Annotated in this window: 23 protein-coding genes; 20 read left to right on the top strand and 3 right to left on the bottom strand. The window is 46.6% G+C overall.

Annotation, left to right across the window (positions count from 1 at the left end):
• The first annotated feature begins 14 nt into the window (after window positions 1-14).
• The 16 genes from E0698_RS08865 to E0698_RS08790 all read left to right on the top strand — a co-directional run bounded on the left by E0698_RS08865 (window position 15) and on the right by E0698_RS08790 (window position 12,759).
• Window positions 15-671, top strand: a complete 657-nt coding sequence (locus E0698_RS08865) for a hypothetical protein (protein WP_134910351.1) — start codon at window positions 15-17, stop codon at window positions 669-671.
• 262 nt (window positions 672-933) lie between these two features.
• Window positions 934-2,730: an RHS repeat-associated core domain-containing protein gene (locus tag E0698_RS08860; protein ID WP_192511309.1), complete on the top strand. Its 1,797-nt coding sequence runs from the start codon at window positions 934-936 to the stop codon at window positions 2,728-2,730.
• Window positions 2,731-2,812: 82 nt separating this feature from the next.
• Window positions 2,813-3,466 (top strand): hypothetical protein, encoded by a 654-nt coding sequence (locus E0698_RS08855; protein ID WP_192511308.1) that lies wholly within the window; start codon window positions 2,813-2,815, stop codon window positions 3,464-3,466.
• Window positions 3,467-3,649: 183 nt separating this feature from the next.
• Complete coding sequence (locus tag E0698_RS08850) at window positions 3,650-4,144, top strand: hypothetical protein (RefSeq protein WP_192511307.1); 495 nt, start codon at window positions 3,650-3,652, stop codon at window positions 4,142-4,144.
• Window positions 4,145-5,070: 926 nt separating this feature from the next.
• Complete coding sequence (locus E0698_RS08845; RefSeq protein WP_192511306.1) at window positions 5,071-6,207, top strand: polysaccharide deacetylase; 1,137 nt, start codon at window positions 5,071-5,073, stop codon at window positions 6,205-6,207.
• A gap of 321 nt (window positions 6,208-6,528) precedes the next feature.
• Window positions 6,529-6,954 (top strand): phage holin family protein, encoded by a 426-nt coding sequence (locus E0698_RS08840; protein WP_192511305.1) that lies wholly within the window; start codon window positions 6,529-6,531, stop codon window positions 6,952-6,954.
• A gap of 80 nt (window positions 6,955-7,034) precedes the next feature.
• A complete protein-coding gene (locus tag E0698_RS08835) occupies window positions 7,035-7,322 on the top strand; it encodes a Dabb family protein (protein ID WP_192511304.1) in 288 nt (95 codons plus the stop codon).
• Window positions 7,323-7,348: 26 nt separating this feature from the next.
• Window positions 7,349-7,789 carry a DUF86 domain-containing protein gene (locus tag E0698_RS08830; protein WP_134910343.1) on the top strand — a complete coding sequence of 147 codons (441 nt, stop codon included), beginning with the start codon at window positions 7,349-7,351 and terminating at the stop codon, window positions 7,787-7,789.
• A gap of 8 nt (window positions 7,790-7,797) precedes the next feature.
• Entirely contained in the window at window positions 7,798-8,445 is a 648-nt protein-coding gene (locus E0698_RS08825) for a helix-turn-helix transcriptional regulator (RefSeq protein WP_134910342.1), read from the top strand.
• A gap of 96 nt (window positions 8,446-8,541) precedes the next feature.
• A complete protein-coding gene (locus E0698_RS08820; protein WP_149094918.1) occupies window positions 8,542-8,865 on the top strand; it encodes a YtxH domain-containing protein in 324 nt (107 codons plus the stop codon).
• Window positions 8,866-9,073: 208 nt separating this feature from the next.
• Window positions 9,074-9,883 (top strand): glutamate racemase, encoded by an 810-nt coding sequence (gene racE / locus E0698_RS08815; RefSeq protein WP_025683453.1) that lies wholly within the window; start codon window positions 9,074-9,076, stop codon window positions 9,881-9,883.
• A gap of 117 nt (window positions 9,884-10,000) precedes the next feature.
• On the top strand, window positions 10,001-11,257 hold the full coding sequence (locus tag E0698_RS08810; RefSeq protein ID WP_192511303.1) for a M14 family metallopeptidase: 1,257 nt from the start codon (window positions 10,001-10,003) through the stop codon (window positions 11,255-11,257).
• Window positions 11,258-11,391: 134 nt separating this feature from the next.
• Complete coding sequence (locus tag E0698_RS08805) at window positions 11,392-11,658, top strand: hypothetical protein (RefSeq protein ID WP_134910339.1); 267 nt, start codon at window positions 11,392-11,394, stop codon at window positions 11,656-11,658.
• 190 nt (window positions 11,659-11,848) lie between these two features.
• Window positions 11,849-12,151 (top strand): heme biosynthesis protein HemY, encoded by a 303-nt coding sequence (locus tag E0698_RS08800; RefSeq protein ID WP_014280825.1) that lies wholly within the window; start codon window positions 11,849-11,851, stop codon window positions 12,149-12,151.
• Window positions 12,152-12,174: 23 nt separating this feature from the next.
• Entirely contained in the window at window positions 12,175-12,396 is a 222-nt protein-coding gene (locus E0698_RS08795) for a DUF1450 domain-containing protein (protein ID WP_007429791.1), read from the top strand.
• Window positions 12,397-12,489: 93 nt separating this feature from the next.
• A complete protein-coding gene (locus E0698_RS08790; protein ID WP_192511302.1) occupies window positions 12,490-12,759 on the top strand; it encodes a hypothetical protein in 270 nt (89 codons plus the stop codon).
• A 154-nt stretch (window positions 12,760-12,913) separates the two neighbouring features.
• Here E0698_RS08790 and E0698_RS08785 read toward each other — a convergent pair whose 3' ends face one another.
• The gene (locus E0698_RS08785; protein ID WP_192511301.1) at window positions 12,914-14,923 is read right to left on the bottom strand and encodes a sulfatase-like hydrolase/transferase; all 2,010 of its coding nucleotides are present in this window, start codon (window positions 14,921-14,923) and stop codon (window positions 12,914-12,916) included.
• Window positions 14,924-15,168: 245 nt separating this feature from the next.
• Entirely contained in the window at window positions 15,169-16,323 is a 1,155-nt protein-coding gene (locus E0698_RS08780; RefSeq protein WP_192511300.1) for a THUMP domain-containing class I SAM-dependent RNA methyltransferase, read from the bottom strand.
• A 157-nt stretch (window positions 16,324-16,480) separates the two neighbouring features.
• Between E0698_RS08780 and E0698_RS08775 the strand changes: the two genes are divergently transcribed.
• A complete protein-coding gene (locus E0698_RS08775) occupies window positions 16,481-17,125 on the top strand; it encodes a class I SAM-dependent methyltransferase (RefSeq protein WP_192511299.1) in 645 nt (214 codons plus the stop codon).
• A 123-nt stretch (window positions 17,126-17,248) separates the two neighbouring features.
• Here the strand turns inward: E0698_RS08775 and E0698_RS08770 are convergent, their stop codons facing one another.
• A complete protein-coding gene (locus tag E0698_RS08770; RefSeq protein WP_192511298.1) occupies window positions 17,249-18,469 on the bottom strand; it encodes an MFS transporter in 1,221 nt (406 codons plus the stop codon).
• A 230-nt stretch (window positions 18,470-18,699) separates the two neighbouring features.
• Between E0698_RS08770 and hemE the strand changes: the two genes are divergently transcribed.
• From hemE to hemG, 3 genes are read left to right on the top strand one after another with little or no spacing between them, the layout of a single operon-like run.
• Window positions 18,700-19,746 carry a uroporphyrinogen decarboxylase gene (gene hemE, locus E0698_RS08765; protein WP_192511297.1) on the top strand — a complete coding sequence of 349 codons (1,047 nt, stop codon included), beginning with the start codon at window positions 18,700-18,702 and terminating at the stop codon, window positions 19,744-19,746.
• 31 nt (window positions 19,747-19,777) lie between these two features.
• Window positions 19,778-20,719, top strand: coding sequence for a ferrochelatase (gene hemH / locus E0698_RS08760; RefSeq protein ID WP_192511296.1), 942 nt, complete (start codon window positions 19,778-19,780; stop codon window positions 20,717-20,719).
• 7 nt (window positions 20,720-20,726) lie between these two features.
• Window positions 20,727-22,172 (top strand): protoporphyrinogen oxidase, encoded by a 1,446-nt coding sequence (gene hemG / locus E0698_RS08755; RefSeq protein WP_192511295.1) that lies wholly within the window; start codon window positions 20,727-20,729, stop codon window positions 22,170-22,172.
• Window positions 22,173-22,244 lie beyond the last annotated feature (72 nt).

Below are 22,244 nucleotides of genomic sequence, written 5' to 3'. Positions count from 1 at the left end.
ATTGGAGTGGTAAAATGGAAGATATAAAATTGCAAGAGACTGTATCAAAATTAGTTGCTAGTAGGGATTCTCTTGAGGAAGCAGAAAGACTAATGCTAGACTATGTGAAAGTAAATCCAAATGATGTTGATGGTTGGGCTAGATTGGTCATTTTGGAGACACTTTCTCCGATTGAAGATTATGAACGAGCTACTAAGTATCTCAACAATGCTCTAGCCTTTCACAAGGACAATTTGTTGTTTTTTGTCTTAATGTTGTTCTTCTCCGATTGGTATTTAGGTGGCTTAGATGAAAAGCTGGTAAGGAAAGCGCTCGAACTAAAAAGTACAGTAAATTGTGAAGTTTCCTCCATATTGTCTTACATTCTTGCTTGGCATTACAAGAGTATGGACATTTGTAAATTTGATTCATTATTAAATGAGTCGATACAAGAGTGTCCAAAACATGTTACTAATTTCACTGATTTGGGGATGCACTATCTAGGTAAGGGCGATAAAGAATTAGGAAAAAAATTGATTCGGAAGGGGATATCAAACGTTAAATTAATTTATATAGATTCCAATATTGATTATGATCCACTCGATATAGTTCGCTTTGTAAATGAGAGGATAACTGGAGTATTTATGACTGAAGATACGTATCACTCTCTTAATAAATTGATACAAAACTAAATGTGAAAGGCCTTAAAAAGGGGAATTACGAAATTTCCAAGAGCCTCGCCTACAAGCTCTTTCTTCTCTATACAAGATTTTAAACATTTAGCCACAATGCGATATAGTTTCGTGTTGTGGTTTTTTATTATAATTTATATATATTTACAAATAAATTGGAGCAGTCACCTTTCAATATAACGCGGACAGGCTGGTTACCGAAGCGGCGGGACCGGATTTTAAAACCAATTATACCTATGACCTTGTGGGACGCCGAACCAGCATGACAGATGGGCAGGGAACAACCTCCTATGCCTATGATCCAGCAAATGGGTCGTTGACCGGACTAAAGTACCCGGACGGCACGCAAATAACCTACGAGTACAACAAGCAGTCTCGCACAGGTTATGTGCTGACCGATGCTTCTGGAACGTCTATGCATGTCCAGTCCAAGCTGGATAGCTTGGGCCGGGTTACTCAAATGGACGTTAGCAGTGGAGCCGATACAGCAAATGTGCAGAGTCTTTCAGGGGCGACGACGGCTGCTGCGGGTGGATCACTGGATCGCATGACGTTTGATTATGCTCCTAATGGTTTGCTGAAGGGTCAGTCTTCGAGTAGAGGGCTGAGTACGCGATTCAGCTATAACGGACTGGACTTGTCCGGGGTAACGGTGGAGCAAGGCGGTACGGCGCTACACCAATTTGGTTATGAACGGGATGGGAATAAAAACATCATCGGACGTACACAAAACGGAACCACGGATCAATTTGGATACGACCCGTCAAACCGAATAGCCAGCGAAGCCGCAGGTGAGAAGAACAAGACCTACGGCTACGATCCGAATGGAAACCGAAGCGCGGAAGGCAGCGGCAAAGTGTTCGGTATGGAAAACGCCAGTTATGGCTATGATTCCGTCAGTCGTCTGACAAATGTGAGCGGTGAGGGCAAAGAGGTCGGGTACAGCTATAACGGAGACGGGCTTCTGTACGAGCGTACAGAGGGCGGTAAAACGACCCGGTATTACTATGACGAAGAAGCGAAGCTGATGGCGGAGGCCGAGGTCGAAGGTGGAGCAGCGAAGATCACGTATGTCTATGTGTATGACTTGTCCGGTCAACTGTGGGCTAGACAAGATAAAGCAAGCGGACAGTTGCAATATTATCAGTTGAATGGTCACGGTGATGTGGTGGGCTTGGGTGATAGTATGGGCAAGGAACTGAACAGCTACAGCTACGACATTTGGGGCGGCCCGGAGACGGTGAAAGAGACCGTACCGAACGTGCTACGTTATGCTGGTGAGTATTGGGATGACACGACCGGACTCCAGTATTTACGAGCCCGCTGGTATGATCCGGGCACAGCGCGTTTTATGGGCGAGGATACGTATCAAGGCGAGATGAGCGATCCGCGAAGCTTGAATGGGTATGCGTATGTAGCCAATAATCCGTTGAAGTACACTGATCCAAGTGGGCATAAAGTTTGGCTAGTTCACGGTACTTTTGCTTATCTAAATACATGGAATAATAGTAAAAATTACATCGAAAAGGAACTTTTTCATGAACCGATTGATACTCCGCGATGGAGCGGTAAGAATAAGAATGGAGCCCGCGTTAAGGGTGCAAAAATTGTAGCAAATGAAATTTATAATTATCATCAGACTCATCCAAAAGAACCGATACGAATCATGGGGCATAGTCACGGAGGTAATGTTTCCATCATGGCAACTAACATCTTGGCTAAACGTGGGGTGCACGTTGATACTCTTATCACCATTGCGACACCAGTACGAGGGTATAAGCTGAAAACGGATGTAGGACAACATATCAATGTATATAACGATTATGATTTAGTACAAAAAGAACTTGGAGGGAGTATTTGGACTTTGGGGCAAGCGATGCGTACATTCAGTGGCGCTGAAAATGTTAAAGTTAAATTATCTTCATATTTTTCTACACATCGAATTGAAGCCCATTCTGTAATGCATAATAATCCTAATACATTGGATAAATACGTAAAGCCACTTTTGTTACAACATAATTTTTCTGAAGCAAGGTATAAAAATTCAATGAAAAACTGAGCAACACTTTAAAAGGATAAGCGCTATTTAGATATGATATAAATTGAAAAGTAAAAAATCAAACATAGACAGGAGGGAGTAAATGAGTAAAATGCCTATCTGGTTCAAAATAATATGGATGATACCTATTCTTATAAATATAGCGGCTTTCATATGGTTTATTTTAGGCTCAACGGGGGGCTTTCAACATGGACATGATATCTTGGGAACCGCTACATTGGTTTTATTTGGAGTTCCGTCAATTATAATTGTATTAATATCGTTAACGTATATTTGGCAGGGATGGGCACCATTTAGTGGGATAAAATATTTGGTGTCAGCAATATTGATGTTATCTTTACTATTTTTTTCTTATTATTTAGTAGATGGAACTCCCACTCGAGGATGGCTATATGATAATGTTGATAGTGATCCAATACGCTTAACTTCAGATCAAAAATATGAATATCGCATTGATTTAATTAATCCTTTCCAGAGGAATAGTAGGGAACAATTGCACTTGAAAAATATTTCAACAGGAGAAGAAAAAAATATCGCTATTTCAATTAGAAAGGAAAATGAGGGCTATTCAGGTGGAGGTAGCGAGGACTGGGCTTGGGGGATTTTAAAACCGACAAATGTACCGAATCAATACGAGTTGTCTACACTGGACGAACATAAAAATGGGAGGTATGGTATGGATCCCAGAGTTTTTCTAATTGATGTAGAGGCGGGGACTGTGCAAATATTGAAATAGGATTTTTAAACATTTTACCACAATGCGATATAGTTTCGTGTTGTGGTCTTTTTTTAATTATCAGTCCTTAATTGCTTACTTCATGCTATTGTAAATAAATATTATGGTGGGCTGGTTACTGAAGCAGCGGGACCGGATTTTAAAACCAACTACACCTATGACCGTGCGGGACGCAGAACCAGCATGACAGATGGGCAGGGAACGACCTCTTATGCCTATGACCCAGCAGATGGGGCGTTGACTGGTCTGAAGTACCCGGAAGGCACGCAAATAACCTACGAGTACAACAAGCAATCTCGCACAGGCTATGTGCTGACCGATGCTTCCGGAACGTCTATGTATGTCCAGTCCAAACTGGATAGTTTGGGCCAAGTGACTCAAATGGATATTAGCGGTGGAGCCGGTACAGCAAACATGCAGAATCTGGCAGGGGCGAGTGCTGCTGCGGGCGGATCACTGGATAGCATGACGTTTGATTATGCCCCTAACGGGCTGCTGAAAGGTCAGTCTTCAAGCAGAGGACTGAGTACGCGATTCAGCTATAACGGACTGGACTTGTCTGGGTTACGGTGGAGCAAGACGGTACGGCGCTGCACCAATTTGGTTATGAGCGGGATGGGAATAAAAACATCATCGGACGTACGCAAAATGGCGAGGATACGTATCAAGGTGAGATAAGCGATCCGCAAAGCTTGAACTGGTATGCATGTGTTGCGAATAATCCGATGGGGTATGTTGACCCGAGCGGGCAAGAATTTATGCCTGCGACTAAAGACGGAATATTTTATACTAACCAGAAGAACATTATACATTGTGAAAGAGTAGAGATTTTTGGTTCAGAGTAAAGCTAAATTCGCCTTGAGGGATAAATTCCTTCAAGGTTTTTCATTTGCATTGGACTCATTGGGGTATTTTATGCAGATGAATTGAATATGGGAATTTCATGATAGGGAAGTATAAGAGTACAATGGGTACAGCTATAAAGCTGAATTAAATATATTTAAAACTATTGCCGTAGAGTCACGTTTAATTACAGAGTATAATGCAATTGATGGTGAAGGAGTTCTCTACAACTTGGAAGCAATAAGGAGAATTAAGACTAGGGAATCTCTTTCTTTTATGAAGATAAGAGCAGGTTCGGAAAAAAGAAGTTATCTTATTTTCAGAAGAATGTCTTAATGCCGTTTCAATAATTATTGTATGACTGTAAAGGGCAAGTGGTCTGTTCTAGCCATTAATACTGTGTACGAAATTCATGAAAGGCTTGTTTCATAAGCTCTAGTTCAACTAAAAGAATTTATTAATAGCTTGCATTTTAACTCAGCCAATTTATTCACAACTTTGTAATCTCGATGGTCGGGGAGATTGCAAGATTGTTGTCGAATTGTTTCACTATATTTACATACTATACTCTGGTAATCTATTAATATATATAGGGGGAAAGGAAAGGCGTTCCGATTCAATCGGTTGAGATGCGTTTATGTTCTATATGTTTAGTGAATGTCTATATTGCCATGTCTATATCGTCATGTCTGTATAACTTCATAGACAAGCTAGAGATAGCTCCCGCACAATATAAAATACAGCACAGGATGGTGTAAGTAATGAAGTTTTTGAAAGTAAAATGGATGGCTGTATGTTTGATAGCAATCTGTTGTTTGGGTCTGTTGGGCATACATACGAATACGGCAAGTGCTCAAGCGAAGGCTCCTTTGCTGGGGGTCAATGATGTATTACTGGACTCTAATACGATTCGGCCAGTGATGGAAAATGACAAGTTGTATGTACCTATCGTTACATTAGGTCAAAAGATGGGGATCTCCACTTCGGCTAGCGGACGTACATTGGTGTTGACCGGACATAATCGCAGCTTTACGCTGGATCTGACCAAGGGTGATGTTTTTGAGCGCGGAGGACGTACGATGGTGCCAATTCGCACATTGGCGGATGCCTTCGGTTTTACCATCACGATACCTTCAAGCAATCTATATCGGATTCAGAACGCGAATGCGAGCTTGTCTGATACACAATTTTTGAATAAATTTGCCGCAGAAATTAAACAGTATGCAGCCGTGAAGCCCGGCAAAACTAGCAATGCAGGAACCAAGGGGAACGCTTCCTCATCGAGCCGAACGATTTATTTGAGCTTTGATGATGGTCCTACGGCGCATACTTCACAACTGTTGGATATTTTGGATAAATATAATGCCAAGGCTACTTTCTTTATGCTGGGACCGGAAATTCGTGAACATAGTGCAGTTATGAAGAGAATGGTAGAGGCGGGTCATGGCTTGGGCTTGCACGGGATGTCGCACCAGGTGAAGAAAATCTATGCTTCTCCGGCAGCGGCGCTTGCAGAAATGAATCAGGATAATGAGATTTTATTCCAGGCAACTGGGCAACGCACTTCTTTGATTCGTACTCCTTATGGCAGCAAACCGTATTTGAAGAAAGCATTCCGTGATCAGCTGACGGGTGCGGGCTATCATATTTGGGATTGGAATGTAGATTCCAACGATTGGCGTTATACCAAAAATCCAGAGCATTTTGAACAAACTGTTCTGAGTGATATTAGAAGATTGAAAAAACAAGGCAGAACACCTGTCGTTCTTATGCATGATAAGCCATCTACGATCAAGGTACTTCCACAGATTATGGCGGCTTTGCAGAAGGAAGGCTATTCTTTTGAGCCGTTGAATGGCAATCTGACTCCACTTAATTTTTGGAATGATCATCGTTAATTGAATAGCTTGTCAGAAAAACAGGCTACCCTACTTTATTTTTTGAAGAGGGGGGTCTGTTTTTTTATATAAGCGGTAAGCAGAAATCAGGTCTTGGATAAACAAGCGTTACAATGCCCAATGAAGGAAGTAAAGGCACCTTTAAAACTATTTATTAGGTTTTTTAAGGTGTTTTTTGTCGTGTTTGCACATAAAATCATGAGGTTTGCAGCTTGTTTTATATGAATCTATGAATTCAGTTCCCTCTTCAGGTCATATGACTTTACGGGTTGCCACGTCGCTGCATATATTGCAGTAACCGCCCCGAGAGGAGGAACAGGTATGAATATTAACCCCGCTATGTTTAGTATGTTTTGCGCTACCACAGGTGCCATTATTACCTTTGCATTTGGCGGCTGGAATCAGCTTATGGTGCTGTTCACGATTGCCATGGCTGTTGATTATGTGACTGGGGTTGCCGCAGCGATTAAGACTGGGGAAGGCTTGAGCAGCAAAGCAGGGTTTTGGGGATTGACGAGGAAGGCTTTGATGCTGATGGTGATTTCTTTGGCACATCATGTAGACCTCCTGATGGGCACTGAAATCATGAAAGGAGCGGCGACGTATTTTTATTTATCCAATGAATTAATCTCGATTACGGAAAACTGCTCACGCATGGGCTTGCCGCTCCCACCGAAGCTCAAGAATTTTTTTGCTCTGCTGAAGGACAAGGAGTCTGGTGGGAAAGATGGTGGAAAAGATCGCTAGAATTACGAAGTTTCTTTCCGTATGCGGGGCGTTATGATAAAATTTTCAAGAGAACATTTTAAGATAAGGAGCCTATACGCATGATTAAACATATTGTTTTGTTCAAATTGAAAGACCGCTCCCCTGAAAGCATTGAGCATACGGCATCCGTCTTGCGCAGCATGAATGGCAAAATCAAAGAACTTCTATCACTCGAAGTAGGTACGGATGTGATTCGTTCGGAACGATCTTATGATATTTCCCTTACGGCTGTTGTCGAAACACTGGAGGATCTGCAGACGTATCAGATACACCCTGTGCATCAGGAGATCATTGTACACATGAATGAAGTGAAGGATGTATCGAACGCAGTTGATTATGAAATTTAAAAGCGGTTACGGGGAGGTGAAGGACCTTGTATTATGTCAACCGGGAGCAAATTGAGCTTCGACTAGGTGCCGTTCCCGACATTGCTGCAGGACTCCGCCGCATAACGGCCGCTTGGAACGGAGATTTGTTGCAGGGACTGGTGCAGGAGCGCTGCCTACATCTGGCGATTGAAACGGTAACGGACGTAGGAAGCTATATCATTGATGGATTTATTATGCGCGATGCCAGCAGCTACGAGGATATTATCGGTATCATTCATGAAGAGGGCGTACTGGATGATACCGTGTTTAATCCGATCATGGAGCTGGTCGCCTTGCGGAAACCCTTGGTGCAGGAATATTTCCATTGGGACCGGACGAGCCTTCATCCGCTCACACCTGAGCTGCCCGAGCTATTGGAGCGTTTTGCATCCAGTGTGCATGACTATTTAAATAAGGAATTGGGTCCGCAGCCCGAGGGAGTGTAAAGGCTAAAGTGACGGATAAGTATATCGTTCCCGAAATGCCCACCAGGCGCATGATTATGACATTGTTGAAAACCAAGGGACCTGTGGGCGTCGGAAGCTTGGCAGCTCAATTGGGCATTACCGAAATGGGGGTGCGCAGGCATCTCAAATTGATGGAGCAGGATGGTCTCATCGTCGCTACCGTAGTGCGGCAGGCGATGGGACGTCCGACGTTTTTGTACAGTCTGAGCGAGCAGGGAAGTGAGCAGTTTCCCCGCAATTATGATCATTTGTTGCTGGAACTACTGGGGGAACTGGATGAAGAGCAGGGAATGGAAGCTGTTTACTCTCTGTTTGACGGCAGAAAACGCAAAATGATGAAGCGTTACGCCCCTCAGATAGAGAGCGAGACCACGCTGGCTTCACGTGTGGAAAAGCTTTCCGGCATTCAGAACGCCTCCGGTTATATGGCGGAGTGGCGGGAAGAAGAGGACGGGAGCTACTCTATTGTGGAATACAATTGTCCGATTTCTCAAATCGCAGGCCGTTACCGCAAGGCATGTGAATGCGAGCAGCAAATGTTCGAGGAGCTGCTTGATGCCGAGGTTGTTCGTGAGGATTGCTTGGCGGATGGAGGACGTTGCTGCCTGTATCGTATCCGGTCCCGAAAAAAGTAGGAGCTTTTATGGTCGTTCGCTGTGTCATGACAAGCTCTCCCTGCTTATAATGCATTAACAGATGGGCATTCGCCCGGGCATAAGGGAGAGATGATGATGAAAGAAAACCACAAAAGCTTTATCCGTGGTGCGGTGGCAGGTAGCATTGCCGGTTCGCTCGCTGCGCTGTTGTTTGCCCCCAAGTCAGGTCGTGATCTGCGTCAGGACATTACGGATCAGGCACGTCTAGTCAGTGATAAGGGGCAGGAACTGGCCGGGAAAATTACAGATGCCTCTATTGAGTATACCGATAAAATTAAGGATACGGCCTCAGCGGTTATTCATGAAATCGGGCAATTTCGCAAAAAAGGCGGAGTTCTTCCTGAAGTCAGCATTTCATCCGATCCTGTTCAAGAAGATATCAAAAAGGATTCCCTGTAAGCAACTCTAAACCAATATAATTTAACTGAATATGGATTCGCTTCGAGGCTTCTCCTGTTGGGATGAAGCCTCTTTGTTGATCGCTTTCCCTTTTTCGGGTAATATTTTGGGGTACCTTTTACTCGAATACAACATAAGGTATGTAGCAACGGATAGCTTCCCAAGAGGGAACGACTCATACTTGAACAAAAAAGGAAGCGGTGTGTACGTGCAGCAAGCGATTGCAATATTGGATTCCGGTGTAGGAGGTCTGACGGTTGTTAAAGAAGTCATGCGTCAACTTCCAAGGGAAAAAATCATTTATTTTGGAGACACTGCGCGCACCCCGTATGGACCCCGGCCATCGGAAGAGGTTAAGAAATTTACAGAGCAAATGGTTGATTTTCTGATTCAATTTGATCCGAAAGTCATTATTATTGCCTGCAACACGGCAACAGCCGCGGCATTGGACTATATTAGCCAAAAGGTATCCATTCCGGTGATTGGAGTCATCCACCCCGGGGCACGTGCTGCAATTAGCGCAACAGCCACCGGGCATGTCGGGGTGATTGGGACTGTAGGTACAATCCGAAGCGGAGCCTATACGGCTGCGCTGAAGCAACTATCCCCCTATGTAGACGTGGTGAGCCATGCTTGCCCTTCGCTTGTTCCTTTGGTGGAACAGGGATTGTTCCGTTCAGAGACAACATCAGAGGTCGTAGAGGAGACATTGAGACCGATTCAAGCGTACCCGATTGATTGTCTGATTCTTGGTTGTACGCATTATCCTTTTTTGAAGGAAACGATTCAGGAAGTGATGGGCCCCAACGTGAAGCTGATTAGCTCCGCAGACGAAACGGCTCGTGAGACGAGTACGATTTTGTATAACAAGGGCAAGTTGGAAGCCGGGGATGAGACACCGGTGCATCAGCTTTTTTGTTCTGGTGATCCGGAATTGTTCCAGAGTATTGCAGCACAGTGGCTTGGGGAGCAAATTCGTCAAACGCCTGTTGTTTGGCAGGTCACCAATCTCGATTGACGAGACGGCCGATTTTTTTGTCATTAGACAAAAGAATCGGCTGTTTTGGTATTCGCTTCATCAAGACACGCCGCGTCTGCATAACATGCAGTAAGACAGATGGAAGGGGCGTAGAAGATGAGGGAATATATCGTACAAAAAGGAGATACTTTGCACCGGGTCGCCTCGGCTTTTAAATTATCGGCAGATACATTGATGGCAGACAATCCATGGACTGCCGCGCAACCCTATCTGGTTTGTGGTCAAGTGCTGTACATTCGTCCGTCAATGGATCGTAAATACGTTATTCAGCCCGGTGAGCATGCCAGACACATTGCCAAGCAGTTTGGTGTGGAGCTTGATGAACTGCGGCAGGCTAATCCCGAACTTGCGGAGCATGATTTTGTGGAAGGAAAAACAATGATTATCCCTGAACACCATCAGGATCAGATTATACGTTTGCGCGGGGAGTATGGGTACGAGGACTTGAGACAAGATCTTGCGGCACTGGCTCAAAGGTATCCGTTTATTGAAGTTGGCAGCATCGGCACCAGTGTCATGGGAAAGGATATTCCCTATGTACGTATTGGACGGGGACCACTGAAAATTCACGCCAATGCCTCCGTACATGCCAATGAATGGCTGACGACACCGTGTTTGCTGCGTTTTGTAGAGCGATATGCGCAAGGAGTCGACAGGATGAATGGAAATGAAGAGGGGGAGCATCACGATGAGCGAGAGGATCAAGGTAATGCTCCTCCATGGATATATGGCGTTTCTCCACAGACTTGGCTAAACCGTACTTCCTTATGGGTAGTGCCCATGGTCAATCCAGATGGGGTGGAACTGGTTCAACAAGGTGTCCTTCCGTCTCATCCCCTGTATCCTGACTTAAGAAAATGGAATGATGGCCGCGCTGATTATCGTGGGTGGAAGGCGAACATTCGCGGTGTAGATCTCAACGATCAGTTTCCGGCGCATTGGGAGGAAGAGGTGCGAAGACGCGGCAAAACAGGTCCGTCCAGAAGGGATTATGCGGGTCCTGCACCTTTGTCTGAGCCAGAGGCTAAAGCGCTTGTCGATCTGACGGAGCGGGAACAGTTTGATATGGTGTTGTCCATACACAGTCAGGGACAGGAAATCTATTGGAATTACCGGGATTTGGAGCCAAAGGAGAGTCGGGATTGGGCATCACGGCTGGCGGCTGCGACAGGATACCGGGCGGTAAAGCTGGGGGGCAGTGATGCAGGGTATAAGGACTGGTTTATACAGCGCTTTGGCAAACCTGGTTTTACCGTTGAAGTCGGGCTGGGCGTAAATCCGCTGCCTATGCGTGATTATGACGATATTGCGGCAGAGGTGGGCATGTTAATGGCAACGGTGCTGTCATGGTAAAAGGGTCGACCTGAAACGCCATAGTTTATCAGTACGTATTAGGAGGAGCACGTGTTTTTACAAGTGTTCCTCTTATAAGTCCCCTCTAATGGGGTATATATACTTAGGAGCATTGGAAATGGAGTGAGCAACCTATGAAGTGGAAAAGATTACTGTCTCTCCGTCAATGGTCACATGTGTTTCGTCGCATGCCCCGGTTTATTACGTCGTCGAAGATTCCATTGGGTGAAAAATTGCTGTTTGTCGTTCCTGTACTGCTCTATTGGGTACTGCCGGATGTCATGCCCTTTATGCCCATTGACGACATTGGGGTGACGCTGCTGCTGATGAACTGGTTTGTGACCCGCGCTGAACGAAAATATCCCGATGTGCTTGAGAAGCAGCGCGTACGTGTCCGGTAGGAATATAAGCTTGTGAATTTCGTGATTGCGATTTTTCGCAGTTTTCTTTACAATAGGAATATTGCCTTTCTAGTATAAAGGCTATTTTGTAGTTTATAGTTGTTGAACTTACCTGTTAAATTGTGTGGCACGGATATTCATGCTCCGTTGGACCACACTTCATTTAATCAATATGAAGGAGATGAAGTTGATGAATTGCAAAATTACTCGCAACGCTGCTAAAGTATTGAAGCTTGAATTGGATAAAGAAGAAAACCAAGGGAAGAGCCTGCGGGTTGTCATTACTCATTCCCATGGAGATCATGCTCATTACGGGCTGGATTTGGACACGCCTAAAGAAACAGATACCGTCGTATCTACAGATAAAGGCATTGATGTTATTTTGGAAAACGGCCAGCCGCTGCTGGATGGCGTGAAAATTGATTACTTGTATTTCCCCGAAGAAGGATTTGTCATTACTAACCCTTCCCAAGGTAATCACGGCGACCACTAAGCCGGAGCACGGAGGGACGACAAATGGCCAATGATATTCGCGTATGTGATGAATGCAATCATATTCGCTTGAAAACAATCTTACCCAAGCTGCAAAAGATGGCACCGGATGCGGAGATCAAAATCGGTTGCAAATCGTATTGCGGTCCTTGTGGAAAACGGGCGTTTGTATATGTGAACGGACGCTATGTAAGTGCAGCTACAGAGGACGAAGTATTGGAGAAGGCTGCGCGTTTTATAAAATAATTCCAGTACGCAGCATTCACAGCTTTGTATAGTTCCCCTTCTTTTGATCCATGCTAGTGGATGCAGACCACTGCCCAGAAGGAGGAGTGACTCATGGCCCAATATGATTCTAATCTGGACAATCACAGTGTCGAGGCCCAAACGCAAAACTCGGTGGACAAGCTTCACCATGCCGTTTCTCAGGCATTGTCACATCCGGCTGAGCAACTGATTGAGCAGGCGGAGCAGTCCCGTACTCATGTGGAGCGTGCCATAGAGCAGGCGAAGGACAGCCTTGGCGACGATGCGGTAGAGGTTGCCGAGGAAATGCTTGGTGAAGAGACACAACGGCTGGAGCAGGCCAAAAAAGCATTGCGCCCATAAGCATTCGTAAAGGTATATGAGCGCGGTTTACTAGCTCAAGAATACCAAAAGCCCGATCATCAGCATGTTGCTGCTTGATCGGGCTTTTCTTGTAGGTACTCATCCTTCTGGGAATCCGGGAAGGGTGCTGTGCAAGCAACCTTCCTCAGAAAGTCTATTTGGATGTCGAAGGAGTTGTAGTTACTTCTTTGATTTGCGGTTCCCATTGGCGAATGAGATCATACGTGATCACCTGATCGGAAATGTTCAACCGATTGAGAGCTTCAGTATACCCCGGTCCGCAGGCGTTCACATCCGAAGGCTGGCCTGTGGTGAGGTTGTAACAGGTTCCTTTGGAGAATGTGCCATCCTCGGATGGAATGTAGTACACACGACCATCAGTGAAAGCACCGCTGCGCAGCACGACCATACGAGGCTTCCCGCTGAACAGATCATTTCCCATAAAGTGATACGGTTTCGTTGAAATGCCGAGCAGATGCATCACCGACGGTGTCAGATCAAGCTGTCCTGCCGGTTCAGTGTAAGTTCCCGCATGGCTTCCATCGGGAAGATGCACAAGCAGCGGCACCTGGTTCATGATTTTTTGCATATCAAGATCTGTGAGTGGTTTACCCAGAAATTTCTCATACAGGGTCTTATCTTTAATGGAATTGTCGTGATCCCCGTAGAACATCAGGATCGTATTATCCCACAATCCGTCTTTCTTCATTTGATCCACCAGTTCACCTAGTGCTTCATCCACATAATGCACGGATTTCAAATAGTCTCCGAACATGGTCCCTTCAAACTCGCCAACATCCAAATCCACAGCGTCAGGTGACAGATTGTAAGGGTGGTGGCTCGAAATTCCGACCATATAAGCGTAGAACGGCTGTTTGACCTCAATGGTGAGATCATTGAGCGTTTGCCGGAAAAAGGATTTGTCTCCCAGCGACCATCCAAGCGGCTCGTCTATTTTAAAATCTTTTTTACTGTAGAACTTGTCATAGTTCATCGCCTTATACATCGTGTAGCGATTCCAGAAGCTGCTGTCGTAAACGTGAAATGCATTAGGGCTGTAGCCAGTATCTTTTAGAATAGAAGGCAACGTATCGAATTTATGGTCCGCATAACGGATGAATACCGAGCCTGTAGGGAGTGGATGCAGTGAAGCATGTGTAGTGAAATCCGCGTCTGAAGTACGGCCCTGCGCAGTCTGGTGATAATAATTGTTAAAATACATGCTTTCCTTCGTCAGCTTGTCAAAGTTAGGCGTTATGGCCTGACCGTTGATCTCCTTGCCGATGAAAAAGTTCATATACGCTTCGGCTTGAATGACCATCACATTTTTGCCTTTATACTTGCCGGAAAGGTCATTTTTCACCTGAAGCAGCTTTTGATGCTGATTAAACCATACCTTATCCTTATCGGACTCCGCCTGAGCCAGCGTAGGCTGGGGTCCCAGATGGTCCTGGCCATAGCGGTAAATGTCGTACCCGTGAAATCCGATCAGCCCGGTTACATTGTACAGGGCCATCGACCACCAGTTACCGACGAATATGCCGGTTGCCCACGTGGACGTATAGTATTTAATCGGTCCAAAGGTAAAAATGTAGCCGATCAGGAAGGCCAACGCACCTTTGGAGAAGCGAAGCAGAAACCTTTTGCTGAATGAACCGCGTGACGTTTCGATGTAAGAATCACTTGTTGTATACCGACGCCGCAAGGAAGCCACAAACATCACATACGGAATGAACAGAATCCAGTCTGCAAAAAAGAAAAGATCCCACCAGTACATCAGAGATACGATACTTCCACCCAGGGAATCAACTTGTCCGGCTTGAAGCAAGACGGGAATCGTAATGAAATCCTGAAAATACCGATAATAAACCATGTCAGAGTAAATGAGTGCGGTAAGCAAAATATCAAGCACCACAAGAGCGATTAAACGTCCGCGCCGTGACAGCCATAAGGTCCAAAAACTCACAAGCAAGAGCGAACCGATCGCGATGACATAATCCAGCGGATTCATGTCAACATTTTGGGCATGCAGGTTATGGTGGATCAGAACGAGCTTGCCAATCATAAGTACAAAAAACAGACCAAACCCGAAATATCGGGACAGCAGCATTCTGCTGAACATGTTTCCAGTGCGATTTGTACTGGCCGTGCGAATAACCAACACTTTACCCCCTTCGGCAGAAATGTTCGGCTAGTATAAACTAAATATTAACGTAATGTTAAAACCGAAATCGCCTTTAATTATTATAGCGCTCATCCCGCGCATTTCAATGATTAAGTAAAGAAAATACAGCATTTTCCTTCCAGTACAGCAGGGGAAAGCTACATTTTTATCCTATGAACAACACAAATCAGGCCAGAAGGCGAACGGATGGTTCGCTTCCTGGCCTGAGCATCATCTACTTAAGACTACGACGGCGGAGTATCTTTGCGGCGCGGTGGTAGAGGGCCCAGATACTGATAGTATTGGCATTCGATCCGGCCATTAAACAGCTTGCGGCGCTTATCAGCTTTACGGCCCCAATAGTGCTCGAATTGCTTGGTGGAGCTGATGGCAAAGAAGGACCATGTCTTCATTTCCGCTGCCGTGCGTGCGATTGACCGGATCAGCTTCTCCACCTCGGTTTCCTCACTCAGTCTCTCACCATAAGGTGGATTGGTAATCATCACACCATATTGGCCTTCAAGTCTGACTTTCGTTACAGGCATCACCTTTAATGAGATATCTTTAGCGAAGCCTGCCGCCTTTACAGCAGCCTCAGCGACTTCGATGGCACCTGGATCAATATCGCTGCCTGCAATCTCGAAAGGAATGTCATCGCGGGTCAAATCCATCGCTTCGTCGCGAGCCTGATCCCATAGCTCGCGACCAATGACAGGCCAGTCTTCCGAGTTAAAGGTACGTCTCAGTCCCGGAGCAATATTCCATGCCTGCATTGCTGCTTCTACCAGCAGAGTACCGGAACCGCAGCACGGGTCATAGAACGGTCGATCCGGGGTCCAGCGGCTAAGCTGAATAAGAGCCGAAGCCATCGTCTCTTTGAGCGGAGCCTCCGTCACGAGCTTGCGATAGCCGCGCTTGTGCAGTCCCGGACCTGTCGTATCAAGCGTTAGCAATGCACGGTCATTTAAGAGAATGACCTCTATAACGTAACGAGGGCCGTCCTCTTCAAACCAATCCGTGTGGTAGGTTTCCTTGAGCTTTTCTACAATCGCCTTCTTGACGATTCCCTGACTGGCTGGTACGCTACTAAGCTGTGATTTGTGCGAGCGTCCCTCTACCGGAAATTCACCATCCATAGGAATCCAATCCTCCCATGGCAAAGCTTTGGTGCCCTCGAACAGCTCGTCGAAGGTGGTTGCGGCAAATTCGCCCATTTTAATAAGAACGCGGTCTGATGTGCGCAACCACAGGTTACACCGGCATATATCCATATAATCACCGGAAAAAACGACGCGGCCATTCTCGACGGTCAGGTCCTCATATCCGAGTTCTCTGAGCTCCCGAGCCACGACGGCTTCAAGTCCCATCGGCGCAGTTGCAATTAGTTGCAGTTGAGTCATTAAACGTATTCACTCCGTCCCCATAATCATATAAGCTTGGTTCAATCCCTATAGTATAGGTCATTGTACACGAAGAGACAAATAATTAAGGCAAATAATTTACGAAGGACATCGCGTCCAACCTGCGTTATGATAAAGCGAGAAGGAGAGATGAAACGTGGAAATTACACCCAATATGACGCCTGAACAATATATAGACCAACTGGTACAGGAAGATGAAACGCTACGCGGCATCAGGGAGGCCATTGTTGCAGAGGGGATGCCTGAGGTATCGGTGGCTCATCCTTATGGAAAGCTGCTGACCTTTCTAATTGAGGTATCCGGCGCGCAGCAGGTACTGGAGATTGGCGCATTAGGCGGATACAGTGGATTATGTCTGGCCCGTGGATTGGGAGAAAAGGGACGCATTGTATCATTGGAGCTGAAAGAAGCGTATGCGGCACTGGCACATAGACATATGGAGGAAAACGGCTACGGTGACCGTGTCGAATATCGTCTCGGACCTGCAGCGGACAGCCTGAAGGAGCTTCAGGAAGAGGGGAAGACCTTCGATTTTTTCTTCATCGATGCCGATAAGGAAAATTACCCGGTGTATCTGGAATATGCGATTGCTCTGGCGAATCCAGGTGCCATTATTGCGGGAGATAACTGTTTCCTTCGCGGACGGACGCTCAATACCGACAAGAACGGTCCTGCCGTACAGGCCATGAGACGCTTTAACGAAACGATAGCTACGGACCCGCGGCTAGTCAGTACGCTTTTGCCAGCCTATGACGGATTGGCATTGGCCCGTGTAAAATAGGCTGTAGTGTTACTTATATAGCTATACAAAAAGTAGCTATACAAAAAGAACCTCCTTGTCCACAAAATTGTGGATCGGAGGTTCTTGTCTGTTCTGGAAGGCTGACCTTACCAGAAGGCTATCTTACCTGAAATCAGGTGCAGGCTTACGATCATAGAGCTTCATACGTACCCAGAATATATTGACGATCAGCAGGACACCTGACATGATGAACAATCCTTCGATGCCGATAAACCCGGACAGTACCCCGCCAATAACAGCGCCCAGCATATTACCAAGCGCCAGCGAGCTGGTATTGAAGCCGAACGAACGACTTTCCATTCCTTCCGGTGTATACGTGCGAATCAGCGCGTTTACGCTTGGCAGCAGTCCGCCCATAAATATACCCATGAAAAAACGGATCGTGACGAGCTGCCATACCTGATTGACAAAAGCCTGCGGAATGAGCATGAGCGCGGTTCCGAGCAGAGCGAGGGTCAAAATGCGGTGCGCCCCGATCTTGTCACTCAATCTTCCAAGCAGCGGCGCGGCGACCATATTGGATACGCCGGTAATGGCTGTAACAAACCCGGCAATGAGCGCAATTCCTTCTGCTGAACCATAGAGCTTTTGCACATATAACGGCAGCAAAGATACCGTACTGATCATGGCAAACTGGAGCAGGAACGTTACGGTGAACAAAGCCGGAAGCTGGGGCGTATGGCTTAGCTCCTTTAATCCGGCAAGAACCGAAATTTGCGGTATTCGTGCAGCTTCGGCTTTGCTGAAATCTTCCTTAACCAGAAACATTGCGATGAGAGAGGCTACAAGAATAAGAGCGCCTGTAATGTAAAAGATCGGTCTGAATCCAACCCAGTCAGCCAAAAAACCGCCCATCAGAGGGCCGAGAATCGTACCCGCCATCTGACCGGATTGCATAATCCCCATAGCGAAACCGGTCCGTTCTTTGGGTGTGGTACCCGACACCAGAGAAATCGAAGCCGGATTGAAGCCCGAAATCGTACCGTTCAGCAGACGAAGCGCCAACAGTTGCCACGGATGGGTGACCAAACCCATGCAGCCGATCACCAGAGCCATACCGAAACCCGAGCGGAGCAGCATTGCTTTGCGCCCATATCGGTCAGCCAGCTTGCCCCATAGAGGCTGGAACATAAATGAAGTCAAAAAGTTTGCGGCAAAAATAACTCCGGCCCACAGCCCGATATCATGTTCTCCCTTCACATGAAGGTCTTGAGCCAGATAGAGGGCGAGGAATGGAGTAATCATCGTAATACCCGCATTGACTAGAAACTGACCGAACCAAAGCACAATGAGATTGACTTTCCACGTCTCCCATGTTTTCAATGTGCTTTCACTTCCTTTCTGTCATTTCTTGCTGATGCAAAACTACTTATCCTAAGTAGAACTTCCCGGAGCTTTAAAAAAGCCATTTCTCTAGTATAGCACACTTCATTGAAACTTTATCCAAATGTCATGGGTTTGTCATGGATTGTCCGCTAGCGGCAGTTGTTACGACTCCTGAAAAAGGGCATAATAAAATACAGTAGTTACGATTCGAACTGGAGGCTGAAGTCATGACCTACAACGATACCTTTATCCGCGCTTGCCGCAAGCAGGCTGCGGATCATATTCCCGTATGGTACATGCGGCAGGCCGGAAGGTATGATCCTGAATATCGCAAAATTAAAGAGAAATACACGTTGCTTGAAATTTGTCGTCAGCCTGAGTTGGCCGCAGAAGTGACCTTAATGCCCGTGCGCAAGCTAGGGGTGGACGCTGCTATTTTATATTCTGATATTATGAATCCGGTGGCCTCGCTGGGGGTTGATTTTGATATTGTCAAAAATATTGGTCCGGTTATTGATAATCCGATTCGTACAGCAGCGGACGTGGACAAGCTGCGCCCGATTGATGTAGAACGAGATCTGGGTCATATTTTGGAAACGATCCGTATTTTGGACCGTGAGCTGGAGGTACCACTGATTACGTTCGCCGGAGCTCCTTTTACAATTGCGAGTTATTTAATAGAAGGCAGACCGTCCAAGGGGTATATCCGCACTAAAGCCATGATGTATGGAGAGCCTGAATTATGGCGTCGGCTGATGGACAAGCTTGGAGACATGGTTATTACATACGTGCGTGCCCATATCGCTAACGGTGGCAAGGCATTTCAACTGTTTGACAGCTGGGTAGGGGCGCTTTCGCCTCATGATTTCCAAACGCTTGTGTTGCCGACGATTACACGTATTTTCCATGAGCTGTCCGATCTGGACGTACCGAAAATTTATTTTCCAGGTGTAAGCTCCGGTGAGTTGCTTCCGCTGCTGGGCGGGGTAAAAGCCGATGTGATCGGACTGGACTGGCGGGTGAGTATACCTGAAGGACGCCGTCGTTTGGGGAATGCTTTTGGTGTGCAGGGAAATCTGGATCCTTACGTGCTCACAGCGCCGATAGATGTAATTAAACAGTACGCGAAAACGATTGTGGATGAAGGAATTTTGGAGCCGGGATATATTTTTAATCTGGGTCACGGTTTATTTCCAGAAGCTTCGTTAGATAAGCTGAGAGAGCTTACAGAGTATGTGCACGAGTATTCCCGTTCCGTTTTGACAAAGAAGTAATCAATCCAAAATGTTAAGAGGTGATGAGCTGATGAAAACCAAAGTGGGTGTACTGGTTATGTCCTACGGGACACCAGAAAGTTTGGATCAGGTGGAAGCCTATTATACGCATATTCGTCGTGGTAACCCTCCTTCCCCGGAGCAATTGAAAGAATTAAAGGACCGTTATGAAGCCATTGTGGGCGGTGTATTTCCGTTACGTCAAAATACGGATCGTCAGGTTCAAAATCTGCAAGAAACCTTAAATCGGGAAAATCGTAATCCGGATATTGAATTTGTCTGCTATCAGGGACTTAAACATGCCAAGCCGTTCATTGAGGATGGCGTGGAGGCTATGGTGCAAGACGGTATCCGTACAGCGGTAGGTGTCGTGCTGGCTCCGCATTATTCCGTAATGAGTGTAGGCACTTATATTAAGCGTGCACAGGCCAAGGCACAGGAACTGAATCTGGCTATATCGTTTGTGGAAAGCTATCATCTTCATCCAAAGCTGATCAAGACGTTAACCGAGCGTGTAAATGCAAAGCTGGCGCTTTTCGAAGAGGCAGGGGCGAATCGGGACGAGGTACGTGTATTGTTCAGTGCGCACAGCTTGCCTGAGCGGATTCTGGCGATAGGTGACCCTTATGTAGAGCAATTGATGGCTACTTCGCAAGCAATTGCGGATAAGGCAGGAATCACCAACTGGCAGTTTACGTGGCAGAGTGCAGGCCGCACAGCAGAGCCTTGGCTCGGTCCTGACATCCTGGATACCATGCATAGTCTCAAGGAAGACCAGGTTGAATATGTGCTGGCTGCGCCAGTCGGCTTCGTTTCCGATCATCTAGAAGTACTGTACGATCTGGATATTGAGGCGCAGGCTTTGGCGAAGGAACTGGATATGCGTTTCCAGCGGATTGATTCGCTTAACAGTGATCCATTGTACATGGAGACGCTTAGCGATGTCATCATAGACCAATGGAAAAAGGGATGAGGACATTATGGAGCAAAAATTACGCAACATTGTGATTGTAGGCGGAGGATTGACCGGACTGAGCGCAGCTTTTTATACACGTAAAATGTACAAAGAAGCAGGCTACACACCACGGATTACGCTGGTGGAGAAGGCCCCGGTGCTGGGCGGGAAAATCGAAACGTTGCATAAAGACGGATTTGTGATTGAAAAAGGGCCGGATTCTTTTCTGGCCCGTAAAACGGCTATGATCGAGCTGGCACAAGAGCTGGAGCTGGATCATGAGCTGGTAAGCACGAATCCAGAGGCGAAGAAAACATACATTTTGCATGAAAGTCAGCTTCATCCAATGCCCCCCGGTCTGGTACTGGGAATTCCGACGGAGCTGAAACCTTTTCTGCGAAGCGGGCTCATCTCGTTGGGCGGCAAGCTGCGGGCCATGATGGATTTTGTTATTCCGCCTCGTCGCATACCCGGTGATGAAGCCTTGGGTGATTTTATCGAACGCCGACTGGGCAAAGAAGTGCTGGAAAATGTAACCGAGCCGCTGCTGGCTGGCATATATGCTGCCAATATGAAGACGCTGAGCTTGCAGGCGACCTTCCCGCAATTTGCTGAAGTAGAGCAGCAATATGGAAGCCTCATTCACGGGATGATGACCGGAAGAAAGCCAGCCGAGACGCATACAGGCACGAAAAAAAGTGCTTTCCTGACCTTCCGTCAAGGACTGCAAAGTTTGGTACATGCGTTACTAAATGACTTGCATGACTGTGATTTGCGTACAGGCGTTGCTGTTACAGAATTCACAAAGACAGCAGGCGGTGAAGGCAGTGTCTACCATGTTGTATTGGATAATGGGGAGACGTTGGATGCGGACGATCTATTTATCACGACTCCGAATTTTGCTGCAGCGCCGCTGTTGCGAGGACATGTGAATGTGGCGGCACTGGAAGCCGTTAATTATGTGTCCGTGGCGAATGTGGTCATGGCCTTTAATAAAAAAGACATCGAGAATGTCTTTGATGGTTCCGGTTTTCTGGTACCCCGTAAAGAGGGACGCAGTGTGACGGCATGTACGTGGACGTCCGCCAAGTGGTTGCATACCAGTCCGGACGATAAAGTACTGTTGCGCTGCTACGTGGGGCGTGCTGGAGCCGAAGAAACGGTAGAGCTACCCGATGATGAACTGACTGCGCTGGTACGTAAGGATTTGCAGGACATGATGGGGGTTACGGCGACTCCGCTATTTACGGAAATTACCCGTCTTCGCCACTCTATGCCGCAATATCCGGTAGGACACCCTCAGGCTATCGCCGATCTGCGAGAAGAACTGCGTACAACGATGCCGGGAGTGTATGTTTTGGGTGCTGGCTATGATGCCATCGGGTTGCCGGATTGTATCCGCCAAGCCAAGGAATGGGCCTCTGTCGCCGTCCAAGCTGCGGAACGGGAAGCGGTCAAGGTACAGGCATAATTATAAATGGTTGGAGCACTTGAATAACGAACCCTTCGCGATCCCAAGCGAGGGGTTCTATTTATACCGAAA

Source organism: Paenibacillus sp. 23TSA30-6 (assembly GCF_014858585.1).
Taxonomy (GTDB): Bacteria; Bacillota; Bacilli; order Paenibacillales; family Paenibacillaceae; genus Paenibacillus.
The sequence above is the reverse complement of the archived record's forward strand: the minus strand, read 5'-3'. Positions and strand labels throughout refer to the sequence as shown.

What these genes read in the sequence shown, in the direction of transcription:
- E0698_RS08820 (WP_149094918.1), top strand. Translation starts at nt 8,542, where the DNA reads ATGAAAGAAAACCACAAAAGCTTTATCCGTGGTGCGGTGGCAGGTAGC.
- E0698_RS08780 (WP_192511300.1), bottom strand. Translation starts at nt 16,323, where the DNA reads ATGACTCAACTGCAACTAATTGCAACTGCGCCGATGGGACTTGAAGCC.
- E0698_RS08835 (WP_192511304.1), top strand. Translation starts at nt 7,035, where the DNA reads ATGATTAAACATATTGTTTTGTTCAAATTGAAAGACCGCTCCCCTGAA.
- E0698_RS08865 (WP_134910351.1), top strand. Translation starts at nt 15, where the DNA reads ATGGAAGATATAAAATTGCAAGAGACTGTATCAAAATTAGTTGCTAGT.
- E0698_RS08805 (WP_134910339.1), top strand. Translation starts at nt 11,392, where the DNA reads ATGAAGTGGAAAAGATTACTGTCTCTCCGTCAATGGTCACATGTGTTT.
- E0698_RS08795 (WP_007429791.1), top strand. Translation starts at nt 12,175, where the DNA reads ATGGCCAATGATATTCGCGTATGTGATGAATGCAATCATATTCGCTTG.
- E0698_RS08810 (WP_192511303.1), top strand. Translation starts at nt 10,001, where the DNA reads ATGAGGGAATATATCGTACAAAAAGGAGATACTTTGCACCGGGTCGCC.
- hemG (WP_192511295.1), top strand. Translation starts at nt 20,727, where the DNA reads ATGGAGCAAAAATTACGCAACATTGTGATTGTAGGCGGAGGATTGACC.
- E0698_RS08800 (WP_014280825.1), top strand. Translation starts at nt 11,849, where the DNA reads ATGAATTGCAAAATTACTCGCAACGCTGCTAAAGTATTGAAGCTTGAA.
- hemE (WP_192511297.1), top strand. Translation starts at nt 18,700, where the DNA reads ATGACCTACAACGATACCTTTATCCGCGCTTGCCGCAAGCAGGCTGCG.
- E0698_RS08845 (WP_192511306.1), top strand. Translation starts at nt 5,071, where the DNA reads ATGAAGTTTTTGAAAGTAAAATGGATGGCTGTATGTTTGATAGCAATC.
- E0698_RS08860 (WP_192511309.1), top strand. Translation starts at nt 934, where the DNA reads ATGACAGATGGGCAGGGAACAACCTCCTATGCCTATGATCCAGCAAAT.
- E0698_RS08840 (WP_192511305.1), top strand. Translation starts at nt 6,529, where the DNA reads ATGAATATTAACCCCGCTATGTTTAGTATGTTTTGCGCTACCACAGGT.
- E0698_RS08850 (WP_192511307.1), top strand. Translation starts at nt 3,650, where the DNA reads ATGACAGATGGGCAGGGAACGACCTCTTATGCCTATGACCCAGCAGAT.
- hemH (WP_192511296.1), top strand. Translation starts at nt 19,778, where the DNA reads ATGAAAACCAAAGTGGGTGTACTGGTTATGTCCTACGGGACACCAGAA.
- E0698_RS08790 (WP_192511302.1), top strand. Translation starts at nt 12,490, where the DNA reads ATGGCCCAATATGATTCTAATCTGGACAATCACAGTGTCGAGGCCCAA.
- E0698_RS08855 (WP_192511308.1), top strand. Translation starts at nt 2,813, where the DNA reads ATGAGTAAAATGCCTATCTGGTTCAAAATAATATGGATGATACCTATT.